Here is a 17,158-nt window from a genome sequence, read left to right on the forward strand (position 1 = left end):
GTCCGAGCGCCAGGGCCTGGACATCACTTCCCATGGCGAGGTGGCCTACACCCGCTAAGCGGCAGGCTCTTCGCAAGTTCAGTTTCATTACGTTGCCCCGCAGTGCAAGCTGCGGGGCTTTTTTATTCACGCCTGCTTTTCAAAAAAATCACAGGCCAGGCCTTCCTGCCCGGGCGATGCCCCGGCTACCATGCAGGCCATGGATTCAGCCACCCGCCAAATCAACCAGCTCAGCGAGCGCATTCGCGCTGCTGCCAGTGACAGGACCCCGCTGCGCATCTGCGGCGCAGGCAGCAAGGACTTCTACGGCCTGCGCCTGCTGGGCGAGCCGCTGTCCACACGTGCGCTCAGCGGCATCGTCAGCTACGAGCCCAGCGAGCTGGTGGTGACCGTGCGCGCAGGCACGCCGCTGGCCGAGCTGGAAGCGGACCTGGCGGCCCAGGGCCAGTGCCTGGCCTTCGAGCCGCCGCACCTCGGTGCCGACAGCACCGTGGGCGGCATGGTCGCCGCAGGCCTGTCGGGCCCGTCGCGCGCCAGCGTGGGCGCGGTACGTGACTTCGTGCTGGGGCTGGAGATGATCAACGGCCAGGGCGAGTTGCTGCGCTATGGCGGCCAGGTCATGAAGAATGTGGCGGGCTATGACGTCTCGCGCCTGATGGCGGGCAGTTGGGGCACGCTGGGCCTGATCACCGAGGTCAGCCTCAAGGTGCTGCCCATGGCCCCGGCCGAGGCCACGCTGCGCTTCGACGACTGCAGCCAGGCGCAGGCGCTGGAGTGGCTCAATCGCTGGGGCGGCCAGCCTCTGCCGCTCAATGCCAGCAACTGGCTGCAGGAGGATGGCAAGGGCACGCTCTATCTGCGCCTGCGCGGCGCCCGCGCTGCCGTGCAGGCCGCCACGCTGCGGCTGGGCGGCAAGCGACTGGACAACGACGCTGTCGCCGCAGACTGGAGCGCCAGCCGCAATCTGAACCTGCCCTGGTTCCAGCAGCGCGCTGCCGGTCATTGTCTGTGGCGTCTGTCCGTTCCCGCAACCACGGCACCGCTGCAACTGCCCGGCGATGCCATCGGTCCCTTGATCGACTGGCATGGCGCACAGCGCTGGGTGCAGGCCCCACGGTCGGTCGCCGCAGCCTTGCAGCAGCTGGCGCAGGCAGCCGGTGGCGCCGCGTCGCTTTTCAGAGCCGAAGACGCCAGCCAGACAAGCGCCCACAGCGATCTTGATGCACATGCGCAGGCCAGCCCGGCCGGCCGCACATCGGCACAGCTGCATGCCCGCCTCAAGCAGGCCTTCGACCCCGCCGGCATTCTCAATGTAGGCCGTCTCTCGGCGCATTGGTAAGAACCAGGACAGCACCCCATGCAAACCAATCTCGCGCCCGAATACCGTGCCACGCCAGAAGGCCAGGAAGCCGAAGCCATTTTGCGCAAATGCGTGCATTGCGGCTTTTGCACCGCCACCTGCCCCACCTATCAGACCCTGGGCGATGAGCTGGATGGCCCGCGCGGCCGCATCTACCTGATCAAGCAGGTGCTCGAAGGCCAGGCGCCCACGCGGGCCACGCAGCTGCACCTGGACCGCTGCCTGACCTGCCGCAACTGCGAGTCCACCTGCCCCAGCGGCGTGCAGTACGGCCACCTGGTCGATATCGGCCGCAAGATCGTCGACGAGCAGGTCGAGCGCCCCTCGGGCGAGAAGCTGCAGCGCTGGCTGCTCAAGGAGGGCATGAACTCCCCGCTGTTCGCCCCCGCGTTGAAGCTGGGCCGCGCCGTCAAAGGCCTGCTGCCCGAGTCCCTGGCCGAAAAGATACCGGCCGCCCAGCATGCCGGGGCCTGGCCTGCGCGCGAGCATGCGCGCAAGGTGCTGCTGCTGGCAGGCTGCGTGCAACCGGCCATGATGCCCCGCATCAACTTCGCCACGGCCCGCGTGCTGGACGCCGTGGGCGTGCAGACCGTGATTGCCGACAAGGCCGGTTGCTGCGGCGCGGTGAAGTTCCACCTCAACGACCAGGACGGCGGCAAGGCCCAGATGCGCGCCAATATCGACGCCTGGTGGCCGCTGGTGGAACGCGGCGAGGTCGAGGCGATCGTGATGAACGCCTCGGGCTGTGGCGTCACCGTCAGGGAGTACGGCCATCTGCTGCGGCTGGAGCCGCAATACGCCGACAAGGCCGCGCGCATCAGCGCCTTGACCCGCGACCTCAGCGAACTGCTGCCCGACATGCTGCCCGAGCTGGTGGTCAGGCTCAAGGACCGCATCACGGTCCCCCGTGCTCCCGTGGCCTACCATCCGCCCTGCACGCTGCAGCATGGGCAGAAACTGCGCGGCAGCGTGGAAGCGGGCCTGCGCGAGCTGGGGTTTGATCTGCGCGTGGCGCGCACCGAATCCCATCTGTGCTGCGGCTCCGCAGGCACCTACTCGGTGCTGCAGCCCGAAATTTCGCACCAGCTGCGCGACCGCAAGATCGCCGCACTGGACGAGCCGTTCGCGCCCGCTAGGCCCGCGGCGATTCTGTCGGCCAACATGGGCTGCATCGTCCATCTGCAAAACGGCACCGAGATCCCGGTGATGCACTGGGTGGAGCTGCTGGACCAGGCACTGGCCGGCGGCTGACACCCCCGCATGCCACTGCAGTTTGCAATGCTGGCATGATTGGGGGTTTTGTTTTCCCAGGCCCACGGGCTTTGCCATGACTGAAATCGTGTCTGAATCACAAGAGCAGAAAGCCACGCAAGCGGCATCGCAGCACAGCGTGCAGGACTCGCAGCCCGGCTCACGCTCGCGCCGAGGCGGCCGTGGCCGCAAGAACCCGGCTCCCGCCGCCAAAACCGCCCCGCAGGCCGCTCGTCCGCAGCACCCCTTGCTGGAGCAGCTGGCACAGTGGCACCCGGCCCTGTTCGGAGAGCAGTTGCTGCCCTTCAAGCGCGGCATCTTCGAAGATCTGCTGGCCGCCCACCCGGAGCTGGACAAGGACGCGCTCAAGAGTGCGCTGCAGCAGCACACCCGTTCCGGCCGCTACCTGGCCGCGATGGCCAGCGGCCAGCAGCGCCATGACCTGAACGGTCAGCCCGTGGAAGCCACCCTGCCCGAGCATGTTCACCACGCGCTGATCGAAGTCTTCCGCCGCCGCCAGCAGCGCACGCAGGAAGACCTGACGCCCAAGCTGCGCAACCGCATCGTCGTCGCCTACGAAGCATCGGGCCTCACACGCGAGGAATATGCCGAGCGCGTGCAGGGCCGTGACGAAAAGACCAATGCCCTGGTGGCCGATGCGCTGGCCGAGGCCGACGCCCGCGCCGCCAAGGACGAGGCTTTGCTGCGCTCCTTCGAGCTCAGCGGCCAGACCTCGGAGCAGGAGTTCGCCGAGATGTACGGCATGAATCCGCGCCAGGTCGTCCAGCAGCTGGAGCGCGCGCGCCGCCGCCAGCAGAAAAATCAATAGGAATAGCCGCCGGCGCCTATCAGCAAAGCGCCTTCAGCTATTGATTTTGAATAATCAGGCCGCGCCGTAGCCCATGATGGCCTTGGTTTCCAGGAAATCGCGGAAACCGTGCTCGCCCCATTCCCGGCCCGTGCCCGACTGCTTGTAGCCGCCGAACGGCGCGCCGAAGTCCGGCCCTGCGCCGTTGAGGTGGACCATGCCGGTGCGCAGGCGCGAGGCCACGCGGCGTGCGCGCTCCAGGCTGCCCGACTGCACATAGCCCGAGAGACCGTACACCGTGTCATTGGCCATACGGATGGCGTCTTCCTCGTCGTCGTAGGGAATCATCGCCAGCACGGGACCGAAGATCTCTTCGCGCGCGATGGTCATGTCATTGCCCACATCGGCAAACACTGTGGGTTTGACAAAGTAGCCCCGGGCCAGCCCCTCGGGACGGCCCGGGCCGCCCGCTACCAGGGTCGCGCCCTCTTCAATGCCCTTGCGGATCAGTGCCTGGATCTTTCCCCATTGCGCCTCGCTGACCACGGGGCCCATGTGCATCCCCTCTGCAAGCGCATCGGCCACGGTCGCTGCTGCGGCGACGCTGCGGGCGATCTCCACGGCCTGCGCATGCAGGGCGCGCGGCACGAACATGCGCGTGGGGGCATTGCAACTCTGGCCCGAGTTCATCAGCACCGCCTGCACACCCTGGGTCACGGCCTTTTGCAGGTTGGCGTCATCCAGCACGATGTTGGCGGACTTGCCGCCCAGCTCCTGGGCCACACGCTTGACACTGTCGGCCGCGGCCTTGGCCACGGCAATGCCCGCGCGCGTGGAGCCGGTGAAGGTCATCATGTCGATGTCGGGGTGGGAGGACATGGCCTCGCCCACGCCAGGGCCGTCGCCGTTGACGAGGTTGAAGACGCCGGGCGGCACGCCCGCCTCGTGCAGCACCTCGGCCACGAGCAGGGCATTGAGCGGGGCGACCTCCGAAGGCTTGAGCACCATGGTGCATCCGGCAGCCAGGGCCGGGGCGACCTTGCACATGATCTGGTTGATGGGCCAGTTCCAGGGCGTGATCATGCCGACCACACCCACGGGTTCATGCACGACAGCCGTGCTGCCCTGCACCTGTTCGAAGGCGAAGTTCTTGAGGACCTCGATGGTGGAGCCCAGATGGGCCACCCCCATGGCGGCCTGCGCCGCCTTGGACAGCCACAGCGGTGCCCCCATCTCCCGCGAGATGGTCTGCACAAAGTCGTCGTAACGGCGCTGGTAGACCTCCAGCACCTTGCCCAGCAGGGCCAGGCGCTCTTCGCGGCTGGTGCGCGAATAGCGCCCGAAAGCGCGGCGCGCAGCCGCCACGGCCTTGTCCACGTCGGCAGCCGAGCCGATGCCGATGCGCGCGATGACTTGCTCGTTGGAGGGATTGATGACCTCCAGGCTGCGCGGCCTGACCGGACTCACCCATTGGCCGTCGATGTAGAACTGCAGATGGTCTTGCATGAAGCTCTTTCCTTGGTATCGAATCAAACGAGATGTGCGCGACCCGGGGCCACCGATGCGTCGGTCCGCTGGCGTCAGGGCTTGGGCCGGATGGCGTCTGCCGTCCCCTGGATGAAGGCCTTGATGGCCTCCACGTCATCGCCCGATAGCTTGCCCGTGAAGTCCGGCATGCCACGCGCCATCGCCGGGCCCTTGAAGACGAAGCTGGCCAGGTTCTCGATATAGCTCGCCTCCATATAGCCCAGGTTGGGAATGTTGCCGCCGCGGTCCACGCCCGGCACGCCGTGGCAGAAGACGCAGTTGGCCACATACAGCATGGTGCCGGCCTCGACCTTGGCGGAGTCGTAGGTCACGCCCTGCAGCAACTGGCCCGTGCGCTGGGCCACGAAGTCCGGCATCCTGGCCTTGCCCCCCAAGGCGAAGGTATAGACCGTGCCCGGCCCCTGGCGCTCTGTGGCGCGCGATGCCAGACCGTAGACACCGCCCCAGCCTACGGCCACCGAAACATACTGCTGGCCGTCCACCATATAGGTGCTGGGCGCGGCCACCACACCGGTGCCCGTGGGGGCTTCCCACAGTTTCTCGCCGCTGGCCGCGTGATACGCCACGAAGCGGCCATCGGCCGTGCCCTGGAACACCACGTTGCCCGCCGTGGTCAGCGTGCCGCCGTTCCAGGGCGAGACATGTTCCACGCTCCATGCGGGCTTTTGCGCAACCGGGTCCCAGGCCAGCAGACGGCCGAAGGGCTTGCTCCTGGGCGGCTCGGCATTGAAGAACTTGGCCGTGTTCCAGCCCGTGCCCGACTGGGGCTTGCCCGGCCCGGCCTGGTTGAACTCCCACTTCTTGTCGTCCATCAGGTTCACGGGCACGTTCTGCGCCGGCAGGTACACCAGGCCCGTCTGGGGGTTGAAGGACATGGGGTGCCAGTTGTGCGCGCCATATGGGCCCGGCACCGCGTCCTGGGGCTTGCTGCCGTCGCGCGCTGCGGCAATGCCGATGGGCTTGCCGTGCTTGTCGTAGCCGCTGGCCCAGTTCACGGGCACGAAGTTCTTGGCCGAGATGAACTTGCCGTTGGTGCGGTCGAGCACGAAGAAGAAGCCGTTCTTGGGCGCATGCAGGATGACCTTGCGCGGCTTGCCGTCAATCCGGAGGTCGGCGAGGATCATCGGCTGGGTGGAGGTGTAGTCCCAGTTGTCGCCCGGTGTTTCCTGATAGTGCCACTTGTATTTGCCGGTGTCGGGATCCAGGGCCACGATGGAAGCCAGGTACAGGTTGTCGCCGCCCTTGGGGCTGCGCACCTTGTGCGACCAGGGCGAGCCATTGCCCGTGCCCACATACATGGTGTTGAGCTCGGCATCGAAGGTCATGCTGTCCCACATGGTGCCGCCGCCGCCGGCCTCCCACCACTTGCCGCCGGGGTCCCAGGTCTTGGCGGCGCGCTTCATGGACTCGTCCTCGAAGGGTTTGGACGGATCGCCGGGCACGCAGAACCAGCGCCATTGCTGCGCACCGGTCTCGGCGTCGTAGGCCGTGATGTAGCCGCGCACGCCATATTCGGCGCCACCGTTGCCGATGATGACCTTGCCCTTGAAGACGCGCGGCGCGCCGGTGATGGTCAGCGAGCCCTTCTGTCCCTCGAAGGTATTCCGGTGCCAGACCTCCTTGCCGGTGGCGGCATCCAGCGCGATCAGGCGGCCATCCCAGGCGCCCACATAGACCTTGCCCTTCCACAGGGCCACACCGCGGTTGACGACGTCGCAACATCCCTTGAAGCCGGTGCTGCGATCGATCTGCGGGTCATAGGTCCAGAGCCTCTGGCCGGTACGGGTGTCGATGGCATGCACCACGCTCCACGAAGCGGTCACGTACATGATGCCATCCACGACGACGGGCGTGGCCTCCACGCCGCGCGTGGATTCAAGGTTGTACGACCAGGCCAGACCCAGGTCCTTGACGTTGGCGGCATTGATCTGATCGAGGCGGCTGTAGCGGGTCTCGGCATAGTCCACGCCGATGGTGGGCCAGTCGGGCGTTCTGGCGGCATTGCTGCGGATGAAGGCACCATCGACGCGCTGCACGGCGGCAGCCGCCTGCGCTGCGGGGTCGGCCTGGGCGAAAGCCGCTGCACTGACCAGGCATGCAGCAAGCCACCAGGCCCTGTTGCCGGGCCGTCCGAGAGAGTGGTCGATCCGCCATTCCATCGATGTCTCCTGTTGTGATTTCTGTGCTGCACAGCATGGTGTATCGCCTGCTTTTCTTCATGATCGGGATTTCCCCAGGCCGAAACTGTTCCATTGCGGAACACATTGACCGCTGCTGCAAACAGCCTGGACATGACATGAGCGTTGACGAGCCACGCGCGATGGACGCGCTACAGCAGTGCTTTTCGAGCACCTCGGCGGAGCGGGCCGTTCAGGCCCGCCGCCAGTTCTTCGAGGCGGGCATACGCCCCTCGGGGCTGGTCAGCGAGGCCGTCATCCAGTCCTGGCTGCGCAGTCATCGCCAGCACTGCCCCGGACGGCGGCTGGCCCTGGCCCCCGTCAGTCCCAGCCGGCTGCATGCCACGCTGGAGCGCTGCCGCGGCCTGCTGCTCGCGCTGCAGCACGAGCTGCCGACCCTGGAGCAGGCTCTGGCGGGCACCGGCACACGCGTGATGCTGACGGACGACAAGGGCATCGTGCTCCATGTCTCCCCGGCATCCATGCGGCCCCGTGACGAGCGGGTCGGCCTGAACATGTCCGAGCAGGCCATGGGCACGACCGCCCCGGGCATCGTCGCCGCCACGGGCCAGGCCTGCACCGTCACCAATGGCGAGCACTATTTCGACGAGCTACATGCCTTCCGCTGCGCAGCAGCACCGATACGCGACGTGCACGGCCGCCTGGCCGGGGTGCTCAATCTGATGGTGGAGGAGCAGCATTTCAGCTTCGACGCCAGTCCCGTGGTCGGCATGTACGCCACGACCATCGAAAACACCTTGCTGCAGGCGCAGTCGCACGAGCATCTGGTGCTGCGCTTTCAGGTGACGCCGGCCCTGCTGCACACGCCGCTTCAGGCGCTGATGGGCGTGGCTGCCGATGGCCGCATCGCCTGGATGAACGGAATCGCCACCCAGCTCGTCGGCCGGCCCCGGCCAGACGCGTGCAGCACCCTGGATCTGCTGGGCCTTGATCTGTCCCGCCTGCTGCCCCTGAGCGCCCAGCCCGCTCCTGCGCCACTGCGCCTGGCCGGCGGCCTGGGCGTCTGGATGCAGGTGCATCTGCAAGCCTCGCGCGGCTTGGGCTCGCACCTGGACACCAGCGCCACCGAGGACGAAACCCGCCCCGGTGTCATCGAAGCACCGGCCATCGCCGAGGCGCAGCCCCTGGCGACGCTGCGCGAGCACAGCGCACAACTGATCCGGGAGACGCTGGAGCAGCATGGCGGCAATGTCTCCCAGTCCGCGCGCGCCCTGGGCATCTCGCGCGGCACGCTGTACCGCCGCCTGCGCGGCGGTCGCGATGAGGGCTTCTGAGCCCATTCCCGACCCACGGCGCAAGACTCTTTTGCGTTCACCCCGGGGTCGCCCCAGCCCGCACGGCCCCACAATCCTCGCCGCGCTGCACCGGCCTGCAGCCAAGGAGCGTGTATGTGGTTGGGTTTGTCGCTGTTCTATGTGGGTGCTGTGCTGTTTCTCAACGGCCTGTGGATGCTGGGCAAGATTGCCGACAAGGAAATCTGGGTCATCAACATCTTCACCGGGGTGGTGTCGCTATGCATCGGGCTGGCCAGCATCTTCGGCCCGGCGGCCGACGCGGCATCGGTCAAGAGCGGTGCGCTGACCCTGCTGTTCGCCTTCACCTATCTCTGGGTGGCCTTCAATCGCTTCAGCGGTGCCGACGGCCGGGGCCTGGGCTGGTTCAGCCTGTTCGTGGCGGTCACCGCCGTTCCCGTGGCCCTGGATACGCTGACCAACGCCCGCTCGGGGCTGGACTGGTGGATGGGCGTCAACTGGGCTGCCTGGGCCGTGCTCTGGGCCTTGTTCTTCGCACTGCTGGCCCTGAGGAAGGGCATTGAGCGCCCCACGGGCTGGCTGTGCATCGCCCAAGGCGTGCTCACGGGCTGGGTGCCCGGATACCTGATCCTGGCCGGCAAGCTCCTGTAACCCGGCCAGCGCTCCGCTGCGGCGCGGCTCCCGCAGGATGCCCTGGTGTCGCTGCGGGCTACTTTCTCGGGATTTTGCCCAAGGTCGCCAGCAAGGCCGCGCCCATGATGAGGGCGCCACCGGCCAGCGTGCGTGCCGAAAGCGCCTCATGGGCGATCAGCACCGAGGAGACGCTGGCAAACACCACTTCGCTGAGCATGACCACCGAGGTCACGCCCGAAGGCAGATGGGCGGCACCGAATTGCAGGGCCCAGTTGCCCAGCATCAGCAGCACGGCCAGGCCCACAGCCACCAGGGCCCAGCTGCCGTCGAAGGCCGGAAAGCCCGGCACCACGCCCAGGCTGCTGGCGGCCAGGGCGCTCAACAGGCCCATGCCCATGCAGCCGGCAAACATGGCCAGCATGCGGGCCTGGGCCGGAATGCCTTGAAAACGGCGCAGCAGCACATTGGTCAGCGCAAACATGAAGCCGCCAAACACGGCCAGCGCATCGGCCAGGGTCAGACCGGCAAACAGCCCGGAGAGCGACGCATCGGCAGGCATCAACACCAGCACCACGCCACCAAAGGCCAGCAGCAGGCGCAGCAGCGCCACAGGCGTGGGCTTTTCGCCCAGCAACCTCCAGGCCAGCAGCACGGCCCAGGCTGGCATGAGGTAGAACAGCAGGATGACGCGGACCACGTCGCCCACCGTCACGGCCCAGTTGAAGGCCACGTTGTTCAGGCCCGAGCTGGCGGCCAGCAGCAGAAGCACCGGGTATTGCCAGGCCAGCCTGAGGCTGACGGGACGCAGCGTCAGCAGACCGACCAGCACCAGGGCATACATCAATGCCGTGGCCCACAGCGGATGCAGTCCTGCCTCATGCATGAGGCGAAACGGCCACCATGACACCCCCCAGATCAGGGCATTGAGCAACAGCGCGAATACAGGCAGTGGACTATGCATAAAAAAGGCTTCTAGCGCTTTATCTGCAAGCGCTAGAAGCTATCGATTGTGTAGTGAATGCGGCGCGATGTGCCGCAGGGCTTCAATGACAGTCGCGGCGGGCGATGTCCAGCAGTTTCTCGACCTCTTGCGGGTGTCTCCTGCAATTATTCCAGTGCCAGAGGCCGATCAGCACCATGGTCGCGGCGACCAGCAGACCGAATACCGTGATCGCGCCAAAAGCCGTCAATCCCATTTTGGTGGACAGGCTGTAGAAACCGCCCATGGCGAGGATGGCCAGCTGCTCGTTGAAGTTCTGCACCGCAATCGAGCGGCCCGCACCCATGAGGTTGTGGCCACGGTGCTGCAGCAGCGCATTCATGGGCACGACCAGGAAGCCGCCGAGACCGCCCAGAAGGATCAGAAAGGGCACGGCCACCCAGAGACTGTCGATGAAGATCATGCAGACCACGAGCAGGCCCATGAGCACGCCCAGGGGAATCACCCGGGTGGCATTGTCCAGGCGCATGCGCATGGACGCCAGCACCGCGCCGACGGCCGTGCCGATGGCCACCACACCCACCAGCGCCGATGCCTGGGTGGTGCTGTAACCCAGGGCCGCGGCCCCCCAGGCCAGCACGATGTAGCGCAGGTTGCCCGAAGCCCCCCAGAACAACGTGGTGGTGGACAGCGAGATCTGCCCCAGCTTGTCGGCCCACAGGCGTTTGCTGCAGCGCCAGAAATCGGGCAGCAGGCCCCGCAGATTGGCACACAGACTCTTGCTCGGGTCTTCACGCAGCGTCCGCATGGCCACGCCCGTCAGCGGAATATGCAGATTGAACCAGGCCGCCACGATGTAGATCAGGATCAGCACGGCAATCGCCGCCTCGGCCGGAGTATCCACCCCGGTGTTGACGTACGGGAAGTCGAAGCCCAGCAGGTGCTGGGAGATGGTCGGCCCCACCAACTGGCCACCCACCAGCACCCCCAGGATGATGGAGGTGATGGTCAGGCCCTCGATCCAGCCGTTGGCCTTGACCAGCTGGGACGCCGGCAGCAGCTCGGTCAGGATGCCGTACTTGGCCGGCGAATAGGCTGCCGCGCCCAGGCCGATGACGGCGTAGGCAATCAGGGGGTGATGGCCGAAAAGCATCATCAGGCAGCCCACCACCTTGATGGCGTTGCTGATGAACATGACCCGCCCCTTGGGCAAGGCATCCGCAAAGGCTCCGACAAAAGGCGCCAGAACCACGTAGAACAGGGCGAACATGGGCACCAGGGCGGCACGTTGCCACTCGGGGGCGCCATTGGCACGCAACAGCTCTACAGCGGTCACAAACAAGGCGTTGTCTGCCAGCGAGCTGAAAAACTGCGCTGACATGATGGTGTAGAAACCGCGCTTCATGAATTAGCTGTAACCGGCACCGGGTGGACCGATGCCAAGAAATAAGAGACCCCGTGGCAAGTGACTGGCGGTTATATCACGCAGGCTCCGGCTGACAGTGCCAGAATCCCACTGGTCTGATTGAGAAAAACCATGCCTCGTCCCATTACTGTCACCATCCATCCTGAAGCCGTTCGCCACAATCTGGAGCGGGTACGGCAAGCCGTCCCGGATGCCAAATTGTGGTCCGTGATCAAAGCCAACGCTTATGGACACGGTATCGAAAACGTGTTCGAGGGGCTGCGAGCGACGGACGGCTTTGCCATGCTCGACCTGGATGAGGCCCAGCGCGTTCGCGATCTGGGCTGGCGCGGCCCCATCCTGCTGCTTGAAGGCGTGTTCGAGCTGCGCGACCTGGAAATCTGCTCGCGCCTCGGCATCTGGCATGCCGTGCACTGCGACGAACAGATCGACTGGCTGGCCGCCCACAAGACCCAGGTCGGCCACCGCGTCTTTCTCAAGATGAACAGCGGCATGAACCGGCTGGGCTTCACGCCCGAGCGTTTTCGTGCGGCTTATGCCCGGCTGAACGCTCTGCCCCAGGTCGACGAGATCTCGTTCATGACCCACTTCAGCGATGCCGACGTGGCGCACGGCATCGACCACCAGCTCACAGTCTTTCACGAAGCCACGCTGGACCTGCCCGGCGAGCGCAGCATCAGCAACAGCGCAGCCACCCTGCTGCATGGCGATGAGGGCAATGTGCGTTGCGACTGGGTGCGCCCCGGCATCGTGCTCTACGGCAGCTCGCCCGACTTTCCCGCTCACGACGCGGCTCACTGGGGGCTGGAGCCGACCATGACGCTGTCGTCCAAAATCATAGGCATTCAGGCACTGCAGCCGGGCGATACCGTGGGCTATGGTTCGCGCTTTCGGTGCGACACCGCGCTGCGCATGGGCGTGGTGGCCTGCGGCTATGCAGACGGCTATCCGCGCGTCTGCCCCACCGGGACGCCGGTGCTCGTGGATGGCGTGCGCACCCGCACGCTCGGCCGCGTCAGCATGGACATGCTGGCCGTGGACCTGAGCCCAGTGCCCAAGGCCAGCCTGGGCAGCGAGGTCACGCTCTGGGGCCGCGCCGCAAATGGTGCCGTGCTGCCCATCGACGAAGTGGCTGCGGCCGCCGGTACGCTGGGCTATGAGCTGATGTGCGCCGTGGCCCCCCGCGTGCCCAAGGTGGTGGAGGGTGCAGGCCGGCCCGCCGGCCCTGCGCCAAGGACAGCGGGTTCTTGATGGGCTCAGAAGGCGTGCGACATGCCTGCGCCCAGGGAGGTGCTGCCGCCTTTGTGGTCCGGCCGCCGGTGACCCACGCTCAGGTACAGCGTGGTGCGCCCGGACAGCGCATGGTCTGCGCCCAGCGAACAGAACAGATGGGTATCGCCATCGAGCTTCTGCCGCCCCACGCCGGCCCTGAGCGTGGTCTGAGCGGACAACTTGTGCGTAGCACCGACCGAGAGCACGCGCGAGCGCCCCTGGCCCTGGGCCCTGCGGCTGTCGTCGGTCGAAGCCATCAGCGTCGTGACGCCCAGCCGGTACTTGACGGCCCCGAACAAGGCCCGGTCGCCGCTGCCGTTGCGGTCGGCCGCCAGCAGGCCTGACAGCGGGCCTTGGGCGTACTCCAGCGATGCCGCATAGGGCTTGCCTCCGCCCGCCCCCAGGGTGGGCTCGGGCGATCCGCTCAGGTGCAGGGTATAGCCGCCCAGCGTGGGCGAGTCATAGAAAATGCCGTTCGGAGTGCGTCCGAATTCGGGGTAGCCATTGTTGCTGACTCGATCCGTGGGCGCGTAATAGAACCACTGGTACCAGGCCGAGGAAGCCACGCGATTGACATGGCCCCAGGGATCGAACTTCCAGTCATGGGCCCAGAGCGCCGACAACGCCCGCCCCATGCGCACATGACCCCAGTCGCCACGCAGGCCGACAGTGGACTCTCCATGCCAGAACGGCTTTTGCCCGAACCCCTCGTTCAGGCCCGTGTCCAGATCCAGCCGGTGACTGAGGCGAAACGTGGCCTGGAGTCCGCCCCCCAGATCCTCGCTGCCCGAAAAAGTGAGGTGGCTGCGTTGAATCGTTCCCAGCTGCGCCGTGCCCTTGAAGTCGCGGTAAATGCCCAGATCAAGCAGACCGCTGATCTGGACCTGGGAAGACTGGCCCCATGCCGCACCCAGCGCACACAGGCCCAGCGACGCGACCAGACCTCGAGAAAAACCTATCAAAATCGCTCCTGACTGCGAGGTTGAGAATCAAGAATCCGCACGCGCCCAAGCGCGATCGCACCACGGGCCCGTGATTGGACCAGGGGTCGGAGAGTTCGGTTTGACAACGGTCAAATCGACGAAGACCGGAGCCGGGCCTGGTGCGACCCTGGCCTGACAGTGCAGATCCCGCCGCCCGACAGGGTCAGCCTGCCAGCTCCTGCAGCGCCGCCAGCAGCTGGTTCACGTCTGCCTCGGTGTGCAGCGCCGACAGGGCGATGCGCAGCCGTGCCGTGCCCACAGGCACGGTGGGGGGACGGATCGCCGGCACCCATAGGCCATGACGGCGCAACCCCTCCATAAGGCTGAGCGCCGCGTCGTTGCTGCCCACCACCAGGGCCTGCACGGCCGTGTCCGATGGCAAAAGCCGCCAGCCCTTGCCCTGCAACAGGGGCTGCAGACCTGCGCGCAACTGGGCGATGCGGGCCTGCAGCTGCTCGCGCAAAGCGCTCTCCTGCTCTATCCGCTGCAAGCTGGTCTGCAGGGCACGCGCCAGCATCGCCGGCGCAGCGGTCGCGAAGGTGTAGCTGCGCGTTTTCTGCAGCAGCCACTCGATCAGCAGTTCGTGCCCTGCCACAAAGGCGCCCGAGACGCCGGCCGCCTTGCTCAGCGTGGCCATGTACAGCACGCGTGGCGAAGCCTTGGCCCCTGTCAGCCCTGCGGCCGCCAGGCTGCCGCGGCCTTGCGGGCCGAGCACGCCAAAGCCGTGGGCATCGTCCAGCAGCAGCAGGGCGTCGTAGCGCTCGCACAGCGCCAGCAGACCCTCGATATCCGCCACATTGCCGTCCATGCTGAAGACGGCGTCGCTCACCACCAGCTTGCGCTGCACCGGGCAAGCAGCCAGCAACTGCTCCAATGCGGCCAGGTCGCCATGCCCGAAACGGTGGATCTGCGCGCGCGACAGGCGGCAGCCATCGATCAGGCTGGCGTGGTTCAGCGCATCCGAAAAAATCGCATCGTCCGCGCCCACCAGCGCCGGGATGATGCTGGCGTTGGTGGCAAACCCGGCATAGAAGTAAAGCGCGCGGGGCAATTGCACAAAGCGGGCCAGATCTTCCTCCAGCGCGGCATTGGCCGTGCTATGTCCGTTGACCATGGGAGAGCCGCCCGAGCCCACGCCAAAGTCCTGCGCGCCGGCGCAGGCCGCCTCGACGAGGGCCGGATGCTGGGCCAGCCCCAGATAGTCGTTGCTGCAGAACTGCAGCATGGGCTGCCCGTCAACCAGAATGCGCGCACCTTGCAAGGGCGCCACGGTACGACGGGTGCGGCGCAGCGCGGCGGCGTCCAGGGCAGCCAACTGCCGTGGAATATCCTGCAGCCAGAAATTGGAAGATGCGGTCATTGCCATTCCTTGGGCAAAGAGAAACTGGTCAGGCGAGGATCAGGAGTGGCCTGCCAGGGAATATCGGCCAGCAGCGGTGCCCCCAGCCGTGCCATTTGTTGGCGCAGCCAGTCCATGTTTTCCTCCGGCACCAGCATCTGTGGCTCCACACGGCTGGCCACCCAACCCGCCAGCGGCAAGCCGGCGGCGCGAATCGCCTCGGCGGTCAGCACCGCATGGTTCAGGCAACCGAGCTTGAGGCCCACCACCAGCACCACCGGCAGCTGCAGCGCCACGGCCAGATCGGCAATACACAGAGTCTCGGACAGCGGCACGCGCCAGCCACCCGCCCCCTCGACCACCACGGCATCGGCCTGGGCGGCCAATTGCCGGTAGGCGTCGAGAATCGGCGCCAGCGTCACCTCCACGCCCGCGCGCCGGGCAGCGATGTGCGGCGACATGGGGTCGGGCAGCAGCACAGGATTGTCCAGCGCTGACGGCACGGCCAGCGTGGATGCCGCGCGCAAGGCCACCGTGTCCTCGTTGACCCAGCCGCCCTGCCCGTCGGGATCGGCACCTGCGGCCACCGCCTTCATGCCCACCACGCGCGGATGATGGCCTGCCAGTGCATGCAGCAGCGCGCAGCTGGCCAGGGTCTTGCCCACACCGGTATCGGTGCCCGTGACGAAACAGCCGATCATGCTTTTCCCTTCTTCGCGGCGAGCTCCGCTTCTTGCTGCAAAGTGGTGTTCAGCGCGGCCAGCGTGGCCTGACCCAGGTGGGCGATATCGGCATCGTCCAGCACATAGGGCGGCATGCAGTACAGCGTGCGCCCAATGGGGCGCAGCAGCAGACCGAGATCCAGCGCCGCCTGGTGGTAGCGCTGTCCAAAGTCCGGCAAGGCGGTATCGATGTCCCAGGCCCAGATCATTCCCTGCTGGCGCGCGTTGCTGACGCGGGGGTGAGCATTCAGCCCGGCGAATGCAGCACTGATTTTTTCAGCCAGTTGCCGGTTGGCAGCCAGCGGGTCCAGCTGCTCGAACAGCTCCAGCGTGGCCACGGCAGCGCGGCAGGCCAGCGGGTTGCCGGTATAGGAGTGCGAGTGCAGAAAGCCGCGCGCAGCATCGTCGTCATAAAAGGCGGCATAGATCTCATCGGTCGTCAGCACGGCAGACAAGGGCAGCGTGCCGCCCGTCAAGCCTTTGGACAGGCAGATGAAGTCCGGCCTGATACCTGCCTGCTGATGGGCAAACAGGCTGCCGGTACGGCCAAAGCCCACGGCGATCTCATCCACCACCAGATGCACCGAATAGCGATCGCACAGCGCCCGGGCCAGACGCAGGTATTCGGCGTCATGCATGGCCATGCCTGCGGCGCACTGCACCAGCGGCTCCAGAATCAGGGCAGCCGTTTCCTGGTGATGCGCCTTGAGCCAGGCCTCCAGGCCCTCTGCGGCGCGGCGTGCCACATCGGCAGCGGTCTCGCCAGGCCGGGCCTGACGCGCATCGGGGCTGGGCACGGTGGCCGACAGACGCACCAGAGGGCCGTAGGCGTCGCGGAACAGCGCAATATCGGTGACCGACAACGCGCCTACGGTCTCGCCGTGGTAGCCGCCGGCCAGACCCACGAAACGGTGCTTGGCAGGCTGCCCCCGGTTGCGCCAGTAATGCGCACTCATCTTCAGCGCGATCTCGGTGGCCGAAGCGCCGTCGCTGCCGTAGAACGCATGACCGAGGCCGGTCAGGCCGGCCAGGCGCTCGGACAACTCGACCACGGGGGCGTGGGTGAAACCGGCCAGCATCACATGGTCGAGCTTCTGCAACTGCTCGGTCAGCGCCGCCCGGATATGCGGATGCGAGTGACCGAACAGATTGACCCACCAGGAACTGATGCCGTCCAAATAACGGCGGCCCTCGGTATCGACCAGCCAGGGCCCGCTGGCATGGTCGATGGCAATCGGCAGCGCGGCTTCGTGGCGCTTCATCTGGGTGCAGGGGTGCCAGACATGGCGCACGCTGCGGCGGGCAAGACTGTGGTCCATCAAAAACTCCTGAGGCGAATCACCCGCCTTGTCAAAACGCAGGCGCAGCGCGGCCTGGCCTGCACCGGAGGCAGGGCCATGCAATTTGCAATGAGAAAGCCCCGGT

Annotated in this window: 14 protein-coding genes; 6 read left to right on the top strand and 8 right to left on the bottom strand. The window is 66.4% G+C overall.

The genetic code is table 11. The annotated features are described in order from the left end of the window. The first annotated feature begins 190 nt into the window (after positions 1-190). The 3 genes from glcE to E2583_RS15485 all read left to right on the top strand — a co-directional run bounded on the left by glcE (position 191) and on the right by E2583_RS15485 (position 3,440). The gene (gene glcE, locus E2583_RS15475) at positions 191-1,339 is read left to right on the top strand and encodes a glycolate oxidase subunit GlcE (protein ID WP_291597132.1); all 1,149 of its coding nucleotides are present in this window, start codon (positions 191-193) and stop codon (positions 1,337-1,339) included. 18 nt (positions 1,340-1,357) lie between these two features. Continuing rightward, positions 1,358-2,611: a glycolate oxidase subunit GlcF gene (glcF, locus tag E2583_RS15480; protein WP_291597133.1), complete on the top strand. Its 1,254-nt coding sequence runs from the start codon at positions 1,358-1,360 to the stop codon at positions 2,609-2,611. A gap of 76 nt (positions 2,612-2,687) precedes the next feature. Then, complete coding sequence (locus tag E2583_RS15485; RefSeq protein ID WP_291597134.1) at positions 2,688-3,440, top strand: ProQ/FinO family protein; 753 nt, start codon at positions 2,688-2,690, stop codon at positions 3,438-3,440. A gap of 54 nt (positions 3,441-3,494) precedes the next feature. On the opposite strand, the gene E2583_RS15490 is transcribed toward E2583_RS15485, so the two are convergent. Together E2583_RS15490 and E2583_RS15495 are read right to left on the bottom strand one after the other, a co-directional pair. Continuing rightward, complete coding sequence (locus E2583_RS15490; protein WP_291597135.1) at positions 3,495-4,925, bottom strand: aldehyde dehydrogenase family protein; 1,431 nt, start codon at positions 4,923-4,925, stop codon at positions 3,495-3,497. 74 nt (positions 4,926-4,999) lie between these two features. Next, positions 5,000-7,126 (bottom strand): PQQ-dependent dehydrogenase, methanol/ethanol family, encoded by a 2,127-nt coding sequence (locus E2583_RS15495; RefSeq protein WP_291597136.1) that lies wholly within the window; start codon positions 7,124-7,126, stop codon positions 5,000-5,002. 161 nt (positions 7,127-7,287) lie between these two features. Between E2583_RS15495 and E2583_RS15500 the strand changes: the two genes are divergently transcribed. Continuing rightward, complete coding sequence (locus E2583_RS15500; protein ID WP_291597197.1) at positions 7,288-8,439, top strand: helix-turn-helix domain-containing protein; 1,152 nt, start codon at positions 7,288-7,290, stop codon at positions 8,437-8,439. 114 nt (positions 8,440-8,553) lie between these two features. Further along, complete coding sequence (locus E2583_RS15505; RefSeq protein ID WP_291597137.1) at positions 8,554-9,069, top strand: AmiS/UreI family transporter; 516 nt, start codon at positions 8,554-8,556, stop codon at positions 9,067-9,069. A 58-nt stretch (positions 9,070-9,127) separates the two neighbouring features. Here E2583_RS15505 and E2583_RS15510 read toward each other — a convergent pair whose 3' ends face one another. Together E2583_RS15510 and lplT are read right to left on the bottom strand one after the other, a co-directional pair. After that, the gene (locus E2583_RS15510; protein WP_291597138.1) at positions 9,128-10,012 is read right to left on the bottom strand and encodes a DMT family transporter; all 885 of its coding nucleotides are present in this window, start codon (positions 10,010-10,012) and stop codon (positions 9,128-9,130) included. An 82-nt stretch (positions 10,013-10,094) separates the two neighbouring features. Next, positions 10,095-11,396, bottom strand: a complete 1,302-nt coding sequence (gene lplT / locus E2583_RS15515; RefSeq protein ID WP_291597139.1) for a lysophospholipid transporter LplT — start codon at positions 11,394-11,396, stop codon at positions 10,095-10,097. Positions 11,397-11,528: 132 nt separating this feature from the next. Between lplT and alr the strand changes: the two genes are divergently transcribed. Further along, the gene (gene alr / locus E2583_RS15520) at positions 11,529-12,668 is read left to right on the top strand and encodes an alanine racemase (RefSeq protein ID WP_291597140.1); all 1,140 of its coding nucleotides are present in this window, start codon (positions 11,529-11,531) and stop codon (positions 12,666-12,668) included. Between the two features lie 5 nt (positions 12,669-12,673). Here the strand turns inward: alr and E2583_RS15525 are convergent, their stop codons facing one another. From E2583_RS15525 to bioA, 4 genes are all read right to left on the bottom strand, one after another. Then, the gene (locus tag E2583_RS15525) at positions 12,674-13,651 is read right to left on the bottom strand and encodes a porin (RefSeq protein ID WP_291597141.1); all 978 of its coding nucleotides are present in this window, start codon (positions 13,649-13,651) and stop codon (positions 12,674-12,676) included. 184 nt (positions 13,652-13,835) lie between these two features. After that, positions 13,836-15,032, bottom strand: coding sequence for an 8-amino-7-oxononanoate synthase (bioF, locus tag E2583_RS15530; protein ID WP_291597142.1), 1,197 nt, complete (start codon positions 15,030-15,032; stop codon positions 13,836-13,838). Continuing rightward, positions 15,029-15,712: a dethiobiotin synthase gene (bioD, locus tag E2583_RS15535; protein ID WP_291597143.1), complete on the bottom strand. Its 684-nt coding sequence runs from the start codon at positions 15,710-15,712 to the stop codon at positions 15,029-15,031. Before bioD ends, bioF begins: the two co-directional genes overlap by 4 nt. Continuing rightward, entirely contained in the window at positions 15,709-17,052 is a 1,344-nt protein-coding gene (gene bioA / locus E2583_RS15540) for an adenosylmethionine--8-amino-7-oxononanoate transaminase (protein ID WP_291597144.1), read from the bottom strand. The genes bioD and bioA overlap by 4 nt, the downstream gene beginning before the upstream one ends. Positions 17,053-17,158: the final 106 nt, after the last annotated feature.

This window comes from Comamonas sp., from assembly GCF_009360615.1.
Taxonomy (GTDB): Bacteria; Pseudomonadota; Gammaproteobacteria; order Burkholderiales; family Burkholderiaceae_C; genus Comamonas.

Coding starts and splice junctions, on each gene's coding strand:
- lplT (WP_291597139.1), bottom strand. CDS start 11,396: ATGAAGCGCGGTTTCTACACCATCATGTCAGCGCAGTTTTTCAGCTCG.
- glcE (WP_291597132.1), top strand. CDS start 191: ATGCAGGCCATGGATTCAGCCACCCGCCAAATCAACCAGCTCAGCGAG.
- E2583_RS15485 (WP_291597134.1), top strand. CDS start 2,688: ATGACTGAAATCGTGTCTGAATCACAAGAGCAGAAAGCCACGCAAGCG.
- alr (WP_291597140.1), top strand. CDS start 11,529: ATGCCTCGTCCCATTACTGTCACCATCCATCCTGAAGCCGTTCGCCAC.
- E2583_RS15505 (WP_291597137.1), top strand. CDS start 8,554: ATGTGGTTGGGTTTGTCGCTGTTCTATGTGGGTGCTGTGCTGTTTCTC.
- E2583_RS15490 (WP_291597135.1), bottom strand. CDS start 4,925: ATGCAAGACCATCTGCAGTTCTACATCGACGGCCAATGGGTGAGTCCG.
- glcF (WP_291597133.1), top strand. CDS start 1,358: ATGCAAACCAATCTCGCGCCCGAATACCGTGCCACGCCAGAAGGCCAG.
- bioD (WP_291597143.1), bottom strand. CDS start 15,712: ATGATCGGCTGTTTCGTCACGGGCACCGATACCGGTGTGGGCAAGACC.
- E2583_RS15510 (WP_291597138.1), bottom strand. CDS start 10,012: ATGCATAGTCCACTGCCTGTATTCGCGCTGTTGCTCAATGCCCTGATC.
- E2583_RS15495 (WP_291597136.1), bottom strand. CDS start 7,126: ATGGAATGGCGGATCGACCACTCTCTCGGACGGCCCGGCAACAGGGCC.
- E2583_RS15500 (WP_291597197.1), top strand. CDS start 7,288: ATGGACGCGCTACAGCAGTGCTTTTCGAGCACCTCGGCGGAGCGGGCC.
- bioA (WP_291597144.1), bottom strand. CDS start 17,052: ATGGACCACAGTCTTGCCCGCCGCAGCGTGCGCCATGTCTGGCACCCC.
- bioF (WP_291597142.1), bottom strand. CDS start 15,032: ATGACCGCATCTTCCAATTTCTGGCTGCAGGATATTCCACGGCAGTTG.